Below are 16,494 nucleotides of genomic sequence, written 5' to 3' on the forward strand. Positions count from 1 at the left end.
TGAATATTAAAGAGCATAAAAAAAGAAAGCTAATAATTTTCTCATCATTATAAACCAACCTATCTGAATATAATCGACAACTTTATTCTTTATCCCTAGCTTGAGCTGCTGGAATAGCACTAATTTGTTTTGTTATATATTGAACTGTCCATTCTTTTTTCGGAATGGATAGTAAATTTTGTGCTTGATCGGCGAAAAAAGCTAAATTATCCAATTTTCTAGTTTTATAGGCCGTAATGACCATAGAAAATTGTTTTGACTTATTAACAGAAGAAGCATCTGAGATTTGTCGAATAAGATCCAAATAGCCTTCAATAGAGCTTTGTAAAATCTTTTTATGATTATCAACATTGGCTCGAATATCAGCTTTTTGTTTATCATTTAACATTTTTAGAATAGATAATTCTTTTTCTAATAGGTTAATTGTATGTTGATGTTCCCATATATTCATTCCAAGTGCAGACGCTGCCTCTATTTGCGCACGCATTGTTGCTGCTTGAGCATCAATTCTAACTCTGGCGTCTGAATCAAGTTGAGCAGAAATACGGTCTAAACCCGCTTTGGTTGATGCTTCTGTGGTTTGGTTCTTTAGATTGTTAATAAGCTGATGCGTATCAGAAGAAACATTTTCAGCCTTCTGTAATAAATCTGTAAACTGCGTTTCTGCTTGGGTTGTTTCTTGTAAACTTCCCAACGTTGGTGCAGCAATAACAACTCTGAATCCCATTGTTGCTAATGTTGTGGGTTTATTACTATTGGAATCATATAAAGGAATTTCTTCGCGTAAGGCTGTATTTAAATCAGAAGGATTAAATGTATAATTCCCTCCCTTAACAATGATACCACCTGCTTGTCCATGTAAGCGCCCTACTCGGTTTAAATGATAATAATCTTGCATCATTTGTCCGACTTCACCCAACATATCATATAATCCCAAAGGATTGGGCTTCATAGCTCCAACCGCTTGAACCTGACCATTGGCGAGCTCTGAACCTGCCATGACGTATTGCTCTATCCCTTCGGGCATTGGCCATGTGGGCTCTAAGAATTCTGTATTACTAACTTTATTCCCACCTTGAGCTGCATAATACCATTCGGCCTCTGTTGGTAAACGAACAAACCCATAACTACTATCTCTTTTGGGCAAAGAATTTTTAGCGTTTTGTAATAACCATACTGACCATTTCTTTGAAAAATCTTCTGCATCAAACCATGAGACCTCATTCATGGCTTTTTGCCCAGCCTGATCAGGTTTGGGGCATGTGCCATTATTCATAATCGCATCATATTGATTACGTGTTACATCATATTTACCAATATAATATATTTTTACACCTGCTTTAGAAGAAGAAAATGGAGCGGCCAAAGGCGATTGATGGATATAATTACTATATCCTTGTTCGGTGCTTGTCTGCCCCATTTGCACAGGAATATCATCCAATACACCACCTTCAGAAGGCACTTCAACGGCTCTGAACGTCATTGCTCCACCACAAGGCATAGGTAATGTAAAATCATCAGATAGAGGATGAGGATCAATCAAATTCTTTGGCCATGAAGGATCAGCTGCAAAAGCAGATAAAGAAGTTAATCCTCCTATTATCGCCAGACCATAAATGATTAACCTCATAATGCAGTTACCCCTTCCCAAGGTTGAATTTTTGCAGCTCTGTTTCCTGATAATAGACTAACAATAATGCCTCCTGCGACGGTTAGTCCTAAAGCACCAAAAATAATCCAATTATTAAGTAAGAATAAAGAATGACCTTGAGGTAAAACAGAGCTGAATAAAATATTAATCAATTGCCCTGCACCAAAGGCTGCACCCAATGCAACTACAGCTCCAGAAAGTGAGAGAATGATAGCTTGTAGCATTGGAAATAAAATTAAATCTAAAGCACTAAAACCATTAAATCTTAATAACGCCAGAGACTTCCTTTTACGTTCAGTATTGGCCCATAACCCAGCACCAAGAGAGATACATAATCCGACACCTCCCAATGATGCAACACAGATAAATAACAAAGATAGTCGTTGATCTAAGGAAAGCAATCCCTCAACATCCCCTGCTCTGGAAACAATATCAATGCCTGATTTACGTAAATCAGCATCCAACGCAGGTAATTCGCTAAGGTTATGTGTATATAAACGAAATCCTGAATAAACTGTTTGAGGTGGCACTGATAAGTTTTTTAATTCAGACGGCCAGTCTTTAATCCCGTCTTGATAATTTTCTATACCGACGGCTAAAGGTAAAGTGACATAAGCACTATCTTGATCTGTAATCGATGCTGGGGCAACTCCAATAATTTTTAAAGAAAATTGAACCTGTTGTTTTTCCCCATGTAAGATACGATTTAAATAAGCAGTAACTTCATCTCCTTTTTTGACATGCAGATGATTAGCAGCTGAATCTGATAAAATAATTTGCTGATTACTATCAATAAAAGGATGGATATTTTGTAATAAAGGATCACCCTTTTCCGTGGGAATTAACATAATATGACGACCGCTGCCTAAATCTCCTGGTTTTTCCATAAAGAGACTAGCTGCAAGCGTTCTGGTTCTTGGAGCTAGAAATTCAACATCTTTTCGACTGGCAAGTTGTTTTAAGGATTGATCTGTAAAACTTCGATTAGAGATATTGACGATTTCTCTGGCATGGGGGTCTTCGAGTAATGTTTGGCGAACACTAGTTAAAACGCCACTGCGTAACCCTGCAATAACAATTAAAGGTGCCAGTACAGCGACAATCCCTAGAACCAGACATAAAGATAAAATGGGTTCATTTTTTAAATCTTTCCAAGCGAGTTTTGCTGATAAAGATCCATGAAAACGCTTATATACCATAACTCAGCCTAGTAATTTGATTTTGGACATCCAGTTCACAAGGAACTTCAGTTAATCCATATTGCAACGTTCTTTTAGTATCATGAGAAGTCATGATTAAAGCAGCCCCTGTTTCTTGAACAGTTTGTAATAGCAACTCTAATATCCCATCTGCCAAAGAAGGATGAACGGAGGCAGTTGGTTCGTCAGCCAATACAATCAATGGATGATTAATTAGTGCCCTTGCAACGGCTACTCGTTGTCGTTGCCCTACGGAAACTTCATGGGGTTTATGGGATAAAATAGAGTTAATTTCTAACCTATTCACCAAAGATACAAACCAGTCTTTATCTTTTTTACCAATCAAATGCTGAGGCATCATGATATTTTCTTGAATGTTCAAAAAAGAAATAAGCCCAGCAGTTTGGGGAATAAAACCAAATAAAGAAGCTCTTAACATGGCCAAATCATCACGTTTATTACGCTTCCATTTTTCTAAAACATCCACTTCATTACAAATAAATGTTTTACCTCTATCTGGTTTCAAAGCCAAAGCAAGCATTCCGAGCATGGTGCTTTTTCCGCAACCAGAAGGGCCAGAAATTAATATCTTATCCCCTAAATGAATTTTAGCTGCGGCTATCTCTATTGTAATCCCGCCAGTAAATTGACGGGATATTTTTTCAAGATGAAAAACTTCCTTTGCCTGCGTTTCTGACATGATTAAGGCAAAGCCTCCAATGGCACAGGAAATACAGCTTCCCCTGGATCTGTGTTACCACTTAAATTAACCCACAAATCTGGATGAGATTGATATTCTTGGTATAAACGCAAACGACTTTCTACATTATTTAGAATGGTTCTTTGTGCAATTGCACCCATTGCTAACCAGTCTTTTTCAGAAATATTCATAATGTCGGATTTATAAGGTAATCCTTGTAAATACTCGCCAAGCATTCCGCCAATTTGTTGAGAGTCTGCAATTTTAGAAGGATCTCTGGCAGCCGCAGCAAAAGCAGAGCGTAATTGCGTAAAGAATGTTTGAGGTTCTGTACGTCCTGCTAATCCAGTTTTTAAAATAATTTGTAATGCTTGTGCTAAATCAGAAAGCTGATTACGTGTTAATAATACCCGAACTTCAATCGATTTCTTCATTGGATTGGAAAGATCTCGATCTGTTGTATAGCTGGATACAACATTAGGAACCGCAGTCTTTTCCTCTTTGCCAACATAAGCCAATTTCATTGCTTCACTAACGACTTGAAGCTGTTTTTCCATGGCTTGTTCTTTGGCATCTTTTGTTTCAGGAGTTAGCCCTGCAACAGGTCGACCAGTTGTATTGGAAACTTGTTGAAGCAAAGAAGTAGATATCGATTGAATTACCCCTGCAAAAGCCTCTGGAGTTCCCCCTTTAACAGGGAAATATAATGAACCCGCCGTGCCATATTTACTTAATTCACGATATTGTTTTTCAGCTTTTTGATGATCATTATTTTTTGCACCTGCTGGCGTTAATAAATGAACAACAAAAACAGCCACGCCTTTTGCTTCTGCCAATTGGCGAATTTCTTCAATTCCTAATTTAGTAATACTATTTGGATGATCCGCACCTCTGGCCCCAGCATCTGTAACCAATATTAAATAACGACCCGCAGATTGATCCCAATCAATATCGTTTAAAGCTGTTTTAATCCCTGCAATCGCATCTTCATCAAAGGATTTAGAAGATACTTTGGCATCATGCACAGAAGCAATAGAGTCATTAATAGCATCTAAAGGCTTTGAAAAATCAGGCTTTGCATAAACCTTCGTTTCATATTCTAATCCAGGATTATCTTTTAAACTGTCACGATAAGCAACCAATCCAAAGCGGAAATTATCTTTTACAGCAGTATTTTGAATACGACTAACAATTGATTTAACCGCCTGTTGTGTTTGCTCAATATAAGGTTCCATACTGACTGTCGTATCCATTACGAAAACCAGACTTGCTTTAAAGTTCCTTAGATTAGCAGGCGATGCGTTAACTTGATTACTTCCTGTTTGCGCTGGTGCAGAAATAACATGCAACAACCGCAAAGGAGGCCCACTAGGACGTTCAATTTGTTGAGCATCTAGAATAGGTAACAAATAAAAATTCTTGGTAATATCAACATAATTTGCAGGCTCCATTGCAATTACTTCTTGTGAATTTCCTGCAAGAGCTTGTTGAGTTAATTCTTTGGCTTTTTGTGCTAAATTTGGATCGGTAATCAGCTGTTTTTCATCTTGTTCTGTTTTAAGGAACAAGGAGCGTTCTCTACCTGCCGGATTAGTAAAAGCACCCACCATTGTATGTGCCCAAGTAATCGCTTTATCCTCAGGGATCCAACCAGAAATATGCCCCTGAGCATCATATCCTACTTGTATCCAGTCTTCTTTTCCTTGTGCATCTTTATGACGTTGATACACATAAAAAACTTTAAACCCTTCTAGTGGCTTTGAATTTTCTGATGAAGGCTCGGGAGAAATAACCCCTCCTGGCCGAGTAATAATTCGTTGATAAAGACTATGTTTTCCCTCCATCAATAAAGGGGCTGTTGGGGTAGGATTAGATGTATCCGCATAGGCATATAAACTGCCAGCACAGATACCAATGACAGCAACGCTTGTTTTTAATAATAACCGAAAATTAATTAATTTCATTTCCAGAAATCCTTTAAGGTTAAGCGTGCCATTTCATCACCTGCATCTGCTTGTTTCGTCAACCAGTCTTTTAAAGCTTCTCTTGGCGCAGTAGCATCTTTTAACCCACCTTGTTCTGCTTTTTGGAAATATCGAGCAGCCTCCCGCATATCTGGGCTAGGAATAGCACCACCTTGTTTGAAATCTACAGGATCATAGAGCATTCCCAATTTCAGCATCGCAACCGTATCACCTTTAGATGCTGCATTCTCAAGCAATAACACCCCATCATCATATTGTTTGACTTCTAGGCGACGTTCTCCTTCTTTGGTAATCATCGCTGTATTCGCAGCTTTATTAATCACATCTGTTACAGACATTTTCTGTAAACTCTCAGCAAAAGAAGGCTCTGGTTTAGGAGGTTGTGCTGGAGTTGCTGGAGGTTGATTTTTAGCTACTTCTGACGCTTTAGGTTGTTCTTTTTTAGGCTCTTCTTTTTTAACAACCTGCTCTTTTTTTACCTCTTGATGAGGTTTTTGATGTTTTATATACCAAAAAGCACCACCAGCGCCTGCAATAACAACGATTGCAATAATAGAAGCGATCAAAGACACTGAAGAAGATCGTTTTGGCTCATCATGAATTAATGGCGCTTCCTCCTCTATTACGGGTTCTATTTGAGGAGAAACTTCCTCTTGAATTACAGGCAGTTCTTCTTTAATTTCTTCAACAATTGGCACTGCTTTAGGAGGCGATTTTGTATTGATTACCCCTCTGCTGTTCCCTCTTCTGGCAATAATCTCTGGCCAGATAACGCTTGCAACACATTCTAGCTCAGGAATTTTTATTTGATATGGACTACCTGGTTCTAGAATATCTCCTAAACTATCTGCATCAATCGTAAGTAAGAGATCATTCCCCTCAACTGCTTGTTGTAGGACTTTTTGTGAAGCAATAGAAGAAAACTGAGGAAAGGAAATCGTCAAAACATCCCCATAATGCTCTGCTTGACCGATAACAGTAATAACGGCTTCCCCAGGTGCTGCGGCAAGAACCTTTAATTGAGAACTCATTTTTCTTTATGCTCCAATATAGAAATAATTCGACCTAATAATTCATTCGCAGCTGGATCTATACCATTTAACTCTGAAGCCCCAGCATTTTCCTCAAAACGTTGCACTAATGCAGAAATCCAATCCCGAACAAAGCGCTCATTATAAGGAATAGGTTGCTCTGGTAATACCAAAATCCCTTGCAGCTCTTCTTTAGGGGTAAAGACATGCTCACCTTTTAACCCTCTGGTCATGGGACGTTGCTCTAATGGAACCTCATAATATCCTAACCAGTTTACAAAATTACCAATTTCAATTTCTGCTAATAATGCTTGTGTTTCGCCTCTCAGAGACGCACTGCCTGTTAATGAAGCGTTTTTACGTAACTTATCCGCCAATTGATCGCGAAGATTTAATCTTCTAGACAGTAAAGCAATATCCGCTGTTAAAGCAGTTAGTTGTTCTGATGGCACCAAATATGCTTCTGCGACATGTTCTTGTCCTGCGAAATGATCCATAACACTGTTCCATTTTGCCAAGGCAAGATCCGCATATTGCTCATGTCGATCTTTTGCTGTTTCTTGTTCTTCTACCCCAGATTGTTGAGGCGAATTCTCTTCTGCAGCATCAGGAAACATATCTTGAAATAAGCTATCAACGTCGCTGGCTCTACCCATCAAAAACTTCTGATTACTTGATTGAGTCTCCAAACTGCGCCAAGCTTCAATCATTTGATCTCTTGTGACTTGCAAGCAAGACAACAAAGGCCCAAACATTTGTGCTGCAACACACTTCATTAAGGATCGGGCAATGGTCTGCGCTTCTAAGGATGCTTTTTGTATGGCTTCTTCTTTGTTGCCACTGTGATAATATGGTGCAATAAATCGAGATAAATTTGCACAAAATTGTTCTAATTGTGCAGAAATTTGCTCAAATTTTAATCGACCATCACAAACTTGACTTAAAGCCTTTGCTAAATAGGAAATGCCCCCATCATTGAGCATTAATACGGCTTCCCAAGCATCCTCAGGATTAGCAATATATCGTTGAATAGACGTATTAGATAAATACGCCTGCTTCATTGTGTCCACTAAAGATTGTGATTTAGAAGCAATCCCTATTTCTTTTTGAACATTTTCTCTTTGCTCGTAATCCATCACAGCAGGAAATTTAATTGCAGGGCTGCGTAACCAATAAAGATTATTAAACGGTTGTTGATTTTTCCAATCCTCAACCCAGCTACTGGTTTTAAAGAAATCTAACAGGCTTGCATTAATTCTGGCTGTCCAGCGAGATCCTGAAGAAGGTGCATCCCCTTCTTTTTGTTCAAATTCGCGATCAAATTTTGTTAAAACGATAAATAAATTATCACGTTGTTTTTCTCTGTCTACAGCAGTTGCTCCAATACTGCTTTTAATCCATCCATCAATCATCCCTGGCAGTGTGGAAACACTTTGGATGGAATCTCCAATACATAAAAGCATTGCAGAGATTTCTCGCTCAGCTTCATAACGTTGGAATAAATAAGCAACTTTTCCTCTTAAAAATAACCTACCCAAAGCTTCTGGTGCTTGTAAGAATTCTTGAGGATCGTAAATCATTTCCCGAGAGCGTGCACCAGGGAAATCCAACAGATCTGTTTCCTCTAAGAATGGCCAGGGCACATCCCCTATAGGAACCGTGATCTCTGCCGTTAATGCTGTTACAATAGAACGATTAATCGTTACTGTTTTTTTATCTGGAGTTAGTAATGTAACACTATCACCCAGATCTGCTTGTCCCAACGTAAATAACGTTTCAACGTTTAGAATACTTCTTTCCCTTGGACGTAAAGCATCGGTTGCACAATAGACAAAATCGGGTTGCCCTAATTGTTCCAATGTTACAAACAAAGAGCGTGCTAAGTTAGTAAACTGAGGCAAGCCATTCCATAAAGGGGAAAATAATGTTGCAGATTCACTGGCTGGCAAATAAGGAATAATCGCTTTTAACTTATCCCAATAACCATCGCCTAAATTCTCTAACCGATGATAGTCAGGATATAAAGCTTGTAAATACTCCATTAATCCTTCGATATCATCTAAATCTAAAATTGAATTAGTGGTATTTGCACTTGCCCCAGCAGCTTCAAACAACGCATCAATTTGTTTATCTTCCATAGACAATTCTTTGACCTTAAAATCTTCTAAGGAAGTGTTGGTCAGAATTTTTATGATATCTGCTGCGGATAATAAACGTAAAGGCACAGGCATATCATCTTGGATCACCTGTGGAGTTCTGGTGGTAAAACGAGAAACCAACCCTGTTGATTCATTTCCCCCTTGAGGGTTCATATCTTGTAGGAAGTTTAGTTTTTCCCCTTGATAATAAGCTTCTAATGTTTCTCCAGGTTTTGTGGCTAGACTAGAGACTAAATAAGATTTTCCAGACTGTGAAGCCCCAAAGACTGCAATCGCTGGTGGTTGATGAGAGGCTCGATTTAATTGCCGAGCTTGCCTGCGAAAACGTCGTAACGTTGCTTTCAGACGCTCACCATCCCCTTTGACTGCTTTAGGATTATCATTAAACCATGATAAAGCTTGGTCGGATGCTTTTAAGACATCGCTATTACGCGCTTGTAATGTTTTGATCATTATTTGATTATCTTCAACCATTTTAATCATTTCTTTCCTTAAGCTAACGTAAAGCGACCAGTGTCTCGCCAATATCCTTCGACATTTTGCATCGTTTGCAATCGTAAGGATAAAATGCGAGGCGGATATTGCTCACCTTTTTGATCGGTTACTTCTGCAATTTTAAATTGCTCTCTGCCTGAATAATCTTTTTGTGCTTGCTCTTTATCCAAATCGATATCTTGTCGAACAATTTTTACCGTCAACGGCAAAGACACTTTATTAAAGCCAGGGAAGTTTCCAAATTCTAATGTATATAATGGTGAGGCTGGCCAACGTTCGATGCCAAGTTGTCTAAACCCAATACGCGTTGTATTTTCAAAGTCGTTAATGGTAAATCCAACATCTTCAGAGGCTTGACCTTCTAAATCTATATTAGAAAGCCATACATTTTTATTTCGCAACTGACCGTTCTTTTCTAAACGTCCAATAAAGCGAGCTGTGGAATACATTTTTAAATCTCGTGTTCTTAGAACGAAATTTTGTAGCTTTCCTTCTGCTTGTAGGCATAATGATGCCCCCACAACAACGGTTGTTTTAGGATCACTAATTCTATTTCTAGCATCACGGAAAGCATAATAAGCACCCACGCGATAATGATACATTCCGACAATACGATGTGGAGGCACTGGCATTGCGGCTTTGATCATATCAACAATACGTCTAAATCTAGATGGTCGTCCTGAGACTAATAAAACATCGCAATTATATGCCCAGACAGCTTCACAGAGATTGGAAATGACTTCACCCATAACATGAGAGATAGAGGCTTCAACATGTTGGACTTTAATTGCAAATTTTACATCAGCAATATTAAAATTTTGAGCTCCAGCCAACTCTGCTTGACGATGAATATAACAGGCTGAACGATTGATATTTTCTTTATCTTGCCCAAGAATATCTTTGACGTAAAAAGGTGTTAATCCTTCTATACTACGATCTGTTATCGCTTCATATTCTGTTAAGACTGCAATCGCAATCGGCTCTAAAATCGTGCTGACAAATAATTTCCTTAAGTGACGCTCTTGTTCAGATTGTCCTCCCCAATCTTGTCCAATCATGCGACTGAGTAAAGCTTGTGTATCTTGAACACCTGCTTGTTGTAAGGATTCAGCCAAAGGGGGTAAAACAACATTTGTAATTAAATGCTCTAAAATATCATCACCAGCAACCTTGAAACTCTCACGGAATTCCTGCTTTGGAAAAATTGTCTCTCCAGTAGGAACCGTATAAGAGCTAATCATTAAATCGGTTGTGCCGCCACCAATATCCAAGCTAGCAACTCTGATTGATGGAGCCATTTTTTCATTTTGTTCTGGATCAGGACGCAAGCGACCATGTAGACGCATAAACTCATCTACATTACCACCAAGACGCTCTGTAATCTCGTTATAAAGCCAAACAATTTGTGTAGCTGTTGCTTCATCCAAACGACATTGTAATTGGGGACGTGTATTCCATGATAAGCCGAGCATTTTCCAGCATAAATCAATGGCTGCTTTGGTTCTATTTTGTAAAATCTTTTGTTCTGCAACTGGCATGCCTGGTGGCATGGTTAATACAATAGAGCGTAATCGACGCATTAATGTTTTATCTTGGCGTTGCTCTCTGTTTTGAGGAGAATTCATTTGCAAGCGTGCTTGCATCAAGATCTCTACAAACATAAACGTAAATAATGAACTACGAGAAAAATTAGGTTGCGTTGTAATATTTTCACCTGACGCACGTTCTTCATCAGATAAAACGCGTCCTTCAGGGGAGATCATCGCCATAAAAGCCCCATTGACAGGGGGATCAATAATACGTCCACCATCACTGATAGAACGACTATTATATCGCCAGCTTTGTAAAGACAAGCGACTGTCCCATATATAGCGTTTAGGAGAAGAAAGACCTGTTAATCCTTCATTCCCGATACGCATTCCTGCCAAATGAGCAGCTTCAAATCCAACTCTGACGGGGCTAGGCCAAAAGAATGCTTTGCTTCTGCCAGAACGACGAGAAAGTAAATCATTACCGAAATTTGCCTTGGCAAATTCAATGCAACTAGGAAATGGTTGATCATATTCTAAATAAGGGCGAGATAAGTCTCTAAGCACCAAAGGATAACTACTGGAGAAATTAAGGTCCTGCCCTAAATGATCTTCGATTAAAATGCCGCAGCTTCGTGAGTTGCCTAAATCTAAAACCAAATCAACTTCGACAACATTTTGAATATTTTTTTCTGTATTTCCATCTAACAAATGAATGGTTGGCATTTGCTGCACAGCTTGTAAAATTTGTAAAAAAGTTTGATAAACCGCGTAATGCCAGCAATAATATTGACGATCAGAGAATGTTTTTTGCTCTGCTTTTTCTTGAGCTTCTTGTTGTGTTTTTAATAACCAATCCCCAACCCATGCTTCATTTAAAAACCAAGCAATATCTTGCAAGGAAGAAACAAATTTAAAATGGTCTTGTCGTTGGCTATCCTCAAAAGTCGGTGCATTATATACACCATCTTCTTGCAGTTCTTCTAAACTGGTATCAAAGACCAAATCAAGATGGATTTTTCCTTCTTCAAGCTCTGCAAAGCGACCACGCACCCAGTTTCCAGGACCTTTACGAAAGAGTTTATCTCCACCTTGTTCTGCTGAGAGTAATGCAAAAAAAGGTAAAGGCAGCCATTGTTTTTGTAAAGATTGAACAACTGCTTTCCAAGTAACATCATAAATTTGATCTTCAGGTGGCACTCGTCCTGTTAAAGGGTCTTTGATAACGCCTGTTTCTGCGTCCTCTTGCAAGGCATGCAGGATATAACGAGGACTGCCATCATCATATTCACCGTTACGTTCTTCCCAAAACCAGCATCGTATATTTTTGATCTGTTCTGTTGTAAATAATACGGGCCAAAATTGTAATCCACTGTCGGGTATTAACGTGATGGTACGGTTCATACGCTTTTGCTCTCTTAAATAATTAACAAATCATTTTAAATTACTATGCTTAAAGCTGCAAAAAATATCAATTTATAAAATAAATGATGACTTAATTTTATCAACACAAACATTTATTTTAGGCTATAATAAGACGTTTTTAAAAGATAAATGCATATAAAAGCCATAAATTATAGTTAGCATAAGTCTGAGTTAATCGCCTATACAAATCATTCAAAGTGAATATATTCGCATCCTCATGAACGCTATTAATCAAAATAAACAAAATACTTTATTGCCTATTGTCGCAGCCATTGCTTTTTTTATGGCGTCGCTGGATACAACGGCGGTTAATACGATTATTCCTTATTTAGCAACCGTTTTTCACTCCCCTTTAGCAACAACAAAAAATATCATTATTTTTTATATGATTGCGAACTCCTTGTTTATTCCACTCACAGGAGTTTTATGCCAAAAATATGGCTGTCGGATTATATTTTGTGCTGCATTATGTATTTTTTCAGTCGGTTCGTTATTATGCGGAATTTCTGGCACACTGAATGAATTGCTCATTGCCCGAGTTATCCAAGGAATTGGTGGCGCATTAATGTTGCCCGTTGGACGATTAGCAGTCATACAAACTTTTCCAAAAGATCAACTGATTAAAGCCCTTAGTTTAGTCACTATCCCTGGATTAACTGGCCCTTTAATCGGCCCTATTGTCGGGGGGGGCATTGCTTCTTATCTAGATTGGCCTGTTATTTTCTTTATTAACCTTCCATTTGGAATAGCTGGAATTTATTTTGCATTAAAATATTTCCCTACTCAAAAAGATGAAAACCTTCGCATTGATACGTGGGGATATATTATTTTTGCAGCTTCCATTGCACTGATTACTTATGCATTAAGTCTGTATAGTGAAACTAAGTATTATATGACCCCAACCATTATTATCTGTGTTGGAACTGTATTTTTAGCTGCCTATTGGATTAGGTCTTTATATCATGATTATCCATTGTTTGCGCCAAAACTCTTTAAAATTAGAAGCTTTTCCGTCGGTCTTTTGGGAAATTTAGTTGCACGTTTAGGATGTGGTGCAGTCCCCTTTATGATCCCTTTGATGCTACAAAGATTATTAGGATTATCCCCTGTTGCTTGTGGGATGGCAATGTTACCGTTGGCAATTTCTGCAATGATGGCGAAACCCTTTGTTTCAAAAGCAATTCATATTGCAGGTTATCGTAATTTTCTATTTATCAATACACTAATTTTAAGTGCTTCTTATATGTCATATTGCCTTGTAAACGAGCATTCTGGATGGGTTTTAATTTCTACTTTAATGTTTATTACGGGTTTTATTAACTCTATGCAGTTTACTGCGATGAATACAGTAACGGTTCTAGACCTTTCTGCCAAAAGACAAGCATCAGGAAGCTGTTTATTATCTACTGTTATGCAAGTTTCTATGGCTTCTGGGGTTGCTGTTTCTGCAATTTTACTCACGTTAGATGAGACCATTCACCTTCATGCATTACCTGCTACGCATTTCCATTTTACTTGGTTATATTTAGGACTAATTACCGCAGTAAGTGCGTTTATATTTGTCTTACTACCCAATAAAAGAATATAGGTTTAAAATGCCTTGGACGTTCTCTCATCCAGCTGTTGTTTTTCCATTAAAACACTCGAAAATAGGTAAGTTTCTTAATTTACCAGCCCTTGTTATCGGCAGCGTATCCCCTGACCTCTTTTACTCTGTGGGTTTATTTAAACTTGCAACCAAGGCTCATCATTTTATTGGCTGGTTTTATACTGCATTTCCATTATGTATCATGCTTTTTATTGTCTTTTCTATGTTATCCAAGCCTTTAGAACAAATACTTCCTATTCCTATTAAGCTCTGCAAAGAATGGAAATTCTCTAATTGCATTATCATTGCTTTTTCTTTGTTTATTGGAGCAGCCACGCATATTCTGTGGGATGGCTTTACCCATGAAACGGGAAATTTCGTTAGAGATATTCATTTTTTGCAATATAATCTGTTTGAGATGATAACAAACAGGCAAGAATTACGAATATATAAACTCTTACAATATTTAAGCTCTTTATTGGGGTTAATCTATCTTTGTATAATATATCGACAATATCACCGTAAATTAGATTTTCCTGAGCAAAAAAGAAACATCAAGAAACTCTATCAACTCTGTGGAATAGGTATAATTTCTATAATAGCCAGCTTTCCGTTTGCATTTTATCTCACACAGAAAAATACAGCCTTTAATATAAATAAATTTGTTTTTCATGAGTTAAGAATAGCTGAATTACTTTTCTTTGCGTTTATTATTGTGATAGCGTTATGGATAAATAATCGTCAAATTAAGAACTAAATATTACTCATTTTTACTTCCCTTTACCCATATTATTTATAAAAAATAACTTCTGACGAGAGTAAGATACCCACACGTGACGAGGTGCAAACCAATCTGATCCGATAAGCATATTGGTTGTATCTGATAATGGAGATACAGTTAAGGTAGGATTACGTTCAATATCTTCGCCGAGTTGAAAGGTTTTAAATTTATGCCAGTAATATCGAGAGCTACGCATATCTACACCGCTGGCAAAACCTCCTGGATCTTGGGTAAGAACATGATATGGCACCCCAATTTTAATCGCTGTTTCAAACGTAATAATTCGAGATCGAGCACCGCTATCTAGCAATGCAACTAATGGTTTATTATCAACTTTAACATCAACAAAAGGACGTTTCCCTTGCATTTGTAATGGCACTGACTGCATCTTACTCCCCCAAAATGGAGGCACATGACATAATATTGAATTACTATGAACTTGCCATAACGATAATTGCCCAGCCTTTATATCGAAATCAACATCAAAATGCGATAAAATATCCCCACCAATTAAACCAATTACAGGGATATCTAACCGCGGATAAGACGGTAAATTTCCCAAAGGAACAGACAAAGGGCCTATTGTTAATTGCCCGAGCTTCATATGTTGAATTAAGACATTTTGCACAAGCTCTTGTCCACCTCTTGGGCCTTGGACAACGGTTTGACGATTGGGATCAATGGGAAGATTTAAAATAGCAGAGCCTTCGGGAGAGATCAGACTTCCTTCTGATCCTGTATCAACGACCATATTAAAAGGACGACCATTCAACATCACCGTTGCAATTAAAAAGCCTCCCCAATCTTTTAAGGGAACTTGTCCTACTTTCGCATAATCACATGTATCTTCTGCATGTGATTTTTCAGGAAACATACCAATACAAAACACAAAACTAACAAAAATAGAAAGAAAGAGCTTTTTCATAGTTTCTTTTCCTGATGTGCCCTAGGATGTGCCTTTTCCCATATTTTAAGCAAATGAGCTTCGTCCATTAGCGTATAACGTTGTGTCGTAGAAAGACTAGCATGTCCCAATAACGTTTGAATGGTTCTGAGATCTCCTCCATTTTGCATAATATGCGTGGCAAAAGAATGGCGTAATGCGTGTGGGGTTGCTAAATCAGATAGTCCCATCATTCTCCGATATTCTCGCATTGTCTTTTGTGCAATCGAAGGGTTTAGACGTTTTCCTCTCAAACCAATAAAAACTGGCTCTTTTCCTTCGGTTACGCCAGGATATTGCCCTTTCCATTGCAGCAATGCTTCTGCAACCATAGGTAGAATTGGAATGAGACGCTCTTTATTCCCTTTACCAACAACGCGTAACATTCCTCCTTCAGCATTTAAATCAGCATGATGCAAGTCAATCCAATCTAGCCCCAAAGCCTCTGACAACCGCAATCCGCACCCATAAAGCAACGTAAATAAAGCAATATCACGATATTGAGCCACAGGAGATTCATCAATAATTGCAATATCTTTTGAAAGTGCTGTTGCTTCCTCTTGCGACAAAGGGTGAGGTAAAGGTTGTTTGACTTTGGGGGTACTAAGTAATGTAGGCGCTATATTTTCTATATCATGATGAAGCGCTAAATAACGATAAAATGACTTCAATGCAGATAGACGACGCCGACGTGTGCGAATAGCAGCATCTTGAGTATGTCTACCCTGCCCTAACTGAGGATTACTCAGTGCTTTGTCATTTTCATCAGCCAACCAAGAACGTAAATCTTTATGAGACACATCTGATAAGGTTTGCTTAGTGGGTTCTCCTCCGAAATGAATCGTTAAAAAAGATAAAAAACGCGTTAGATCTTGTTGGTATGCAATTATACTATGTTCAGAAGCCCGACGACTATCTTTCATCCATCCTAGAAATTGTTGCAACAACTCAAATGCTAACATTCATTTTATCCTAATTTTTAATTATTTATCTCATCATTTGCCACAA

The 16,494-nt window shown here is 38.1% G+C and carries 11 protein-coding genes; 2 read left to right on the plus strand and 9 right to left on the minus strand.

The features are described 5' to 3' along the window. Window positions 1-82 precede the first annotated feature (82 nt). From CIN_RS11355 to CIN_RS04460, 7 genes are read right to left on the minus strand one after another with little or no spacing between them, the layout of a single operon-like run. On the minus strand, window positions 83-1,630 hold the full coding sequence (locus CIN_RS11355; protein ID WP_008853863.1) for a formylglycine-generating enzyme family protein: 1,548 nt from the start codon (window positions 1,628-1,630) through the stop codon (window positions 83-85). Continuing rightward, the gene (locus tag CIN_RS04435; protein WP_008853864.1) at window positions 1,627-2,850 is read right to left on the minus strand and encodes an ABC transporter permease; all 1,224 of its coding nucleotides are present in this window, start codon (window positions 2,848-2,850) and stop codon (window positions 1,627-1,629) included. The genes CIN_RS11355 and CIN_RS04435 overlap by 4 nt, the downstream gene beginning before the upstream one ends. Further along, a complete protein-coding gene (locus tag CIN_RS04440) occupies window positions 2,840-3,550 on the minus strand; it encodes an ABC transporter ATP-binding protein (protein ID WP_008853865.1) in 711 nt (236 codons plus the stop codon). Before CIN_RS04440 ends, CIN_RS04435 begins: the two co-directional genes overlap by 11 nt. A gap of 2 nt (window positions 3,551-3,552) precedes the next feature. After that, a complete protein-coding gene (locus CIN_RS04445; protein ID WP_008853866.1) occupies window positions 3,553-5,514 on the minus strand; it encodes a vWA domain-containing protein in 1,962 nt (653 codons plus the stop codon). Continuing rightward, window positions 5,511-6,566: an SEL1-like repeat protein gene (locus CIN_RS04450; protein ID WP_008853867.1), complete on the minus strand. Its 1,056-nt coding sequence runs from the start codon at window positions 6,564-6,566 to the stop codon at window positions 5,511-5,513. Before CIN_RS04450 ends, CIN_RS04445 begins: the two co-directional genes overlap by 4 nt. Then, on the minus strand, window positions 6,563-9,208 hold the full coding sequence (locus CIN_RS04455; RefSeq protein WP_008853868.1) for a virulence factor SrfC family protein: 2,646 nt from the start codon (window positions 9,206-9,208) through the stop codon (window positions 6,563-6,565). The genes CIN_RS04450 and CIN_RS04455 overlap by 4 nt, the downstream gene beginning before the upstream one ends. A gap of 8 nt (window positions 9,209-9,216) precedes the next feature. Then, window positions 9,217-12,153 (minus strand): virulence factor SrfB, encoded by a 2,937-nt coding sequence (locus tag CIN_RS04460; protein WP_008853869.1) that lies wholly within the window; start codon window positions 12,151-12,153, stop codon window positions 9,217-9,219. Window positions 12,154-12,391: 238 nt separating this feature from the next. Here CIN_RS04460 and CIN_RS04465 point away from each other — a divergent pair, with 238 nt between their 5' ends. Both CIN_RS04465 and CIN_RS04470 read left to right on the plus strand, forming a co-directional pair. After that, entirely contained in the window at window positions 12,392-13,762 is a 1,371-nt protein-coding gene (locus tag CIN_RS04465) for a DHA2 family efflux MFS transporter permease subunit (RefSeq protein WP_008853870.1), read from the plus strand. Window positions 13,763-13,769: 7 nt separating this feature from the next. Then, the gene (locus CIN_RS04470) at window positions 13,770-14,519 is read left to right on the plus strand and encodes a DUF4184 family protein (RefSeq protein ID WP_040363780.1); all 750 of its coding nucleotides are present in this window, start codon (window positions 13,770-13,772) and stop codon (window positions 14,517-14,519) included. A 13-nt stretch (window positions 14,520-14,532) separates the two neighbouring features. Here the strand turns inward: CIN_RS04470 and CIN_RS04475 are convergent, their stop codons facing one another. After that, the gene (locus tag CIN_RS04475; protein ID WP_008853872.1) at window positions 14,533-15,468 is read right to left on the minus strand and encodes a retroviral-like aspartic protease family protein; all 936 of its coding nucleotides are present in this window, start codon (window positions 15,466-15,468) and stop codon (window positions 14,533-14,535) included. Further along, window positions 15,465-16,448, minus strand: a complete 984-nt coding sequence (locus tag CIN_RS04480) for a tyrosine recombinase XerC (RefSeq protein ID WP_008853873.1) — start codon at window positions 16,446-16,448, stop codon at window positions 15,465-15,467. Before CIN_RS04480 ends, CIN_RS04475 begins: the two co-directional genes overlap by 4 nt. Window positions 16,449-16,494: the final 46 nt, after the last annotated feature.

Origin of the sequence: Commensalibacter intestini A911 (assembly GCF_000231445.1) — a bacterium.
In the GTDB taxonomy this organism is placed as follows: Bacteria; Pseudomonadota; Alphaproteobacteria; order Acetobacterales; family Acetobacteraceae; genus Commensalibacter; species Commensalibacter intestini.

Excerpts from the sequence above, each read along its gene's own strand:
- CIN_RS04480 (WP_008853873.1), bottom strand. The coding sequence starts at position 16,448 with ATGTTAGCATTTGAGTTGTTGCAACAATTTCTAGGATGGATGAAAGAT.
- CIN_RS04460 (WP_008853869.1), bottom strand. The coding sequence starts at position 12,153 with ATGAACCGTACCATCACGTTAATACCCGACAGTGGATTACAATTTTGG.
- CIN_RS04465 (WP_008853870.1), top strand. The coding sequence starts at position 12,392 with ATGAACGCTATTAATCAAAATAAACAAAATACTTTATTGCCTATTGTC.
- CIN_RS04450 (WP_008853867.1), bottom strand. The coding sequence starts at position 6,566 with ATGAGTTCTCAATTAAAGGTTCTTGCCGCAGCACCTGGGGAAGCCGTT.
- CIN_RS04475 (WP_008853872.1), bottom strand. The coding sequence starts at position 15,468 with ATGAAAAAGCTCTTTCTTTCTATTTTTGTTAGTTTTGTGTTTTGTATT.
- CIN_RS04435 (WP_008853864.1), bottom strand. The coding sequence starts at position 2,850 with ATGGTATATAAGCGTTTTCATGGATCTTTATCAGCAAAACTCGCTTGG.
- CIN_RS04470 (WP_040363780.1), top strand. The coding sequence starts at position 13,770 with ATGCCTTGGACGTTCTCTCATCCAGCTGTTGTTTTTCCATTAAAACAC.
- CIN_RS04455 (WP_008853868.1), bottom strand. The coding sequence starts at position 9,208 with ATGATTAAAATGGTTGAAGATAATCAAATAATGATCAAAACATTACAA.
- CIN_RS04440 (WP_008853865.1), bottom strand. The coding sequence starts at position 3,550 with ATGTCAGAAACGCAGGCAAAGGAAGTTTTTCATCTTGAAAAAATATCC.
- CIN_RS04445 (WP_008853866.1), bottom strand. The coding sequence starts at position 5,514 with ATGAAATTAATTAATTTTCGGTTATTATTAAAAACAAGCGTTGCTGTC.
- CIN_RS11355 (WP_008853863.1), bottom strand. The coding sequence starts at position 1,630 with ATGAGGTTAATCATTTATGGTCTGGCGATAATAGGAGGATTAACTTCT.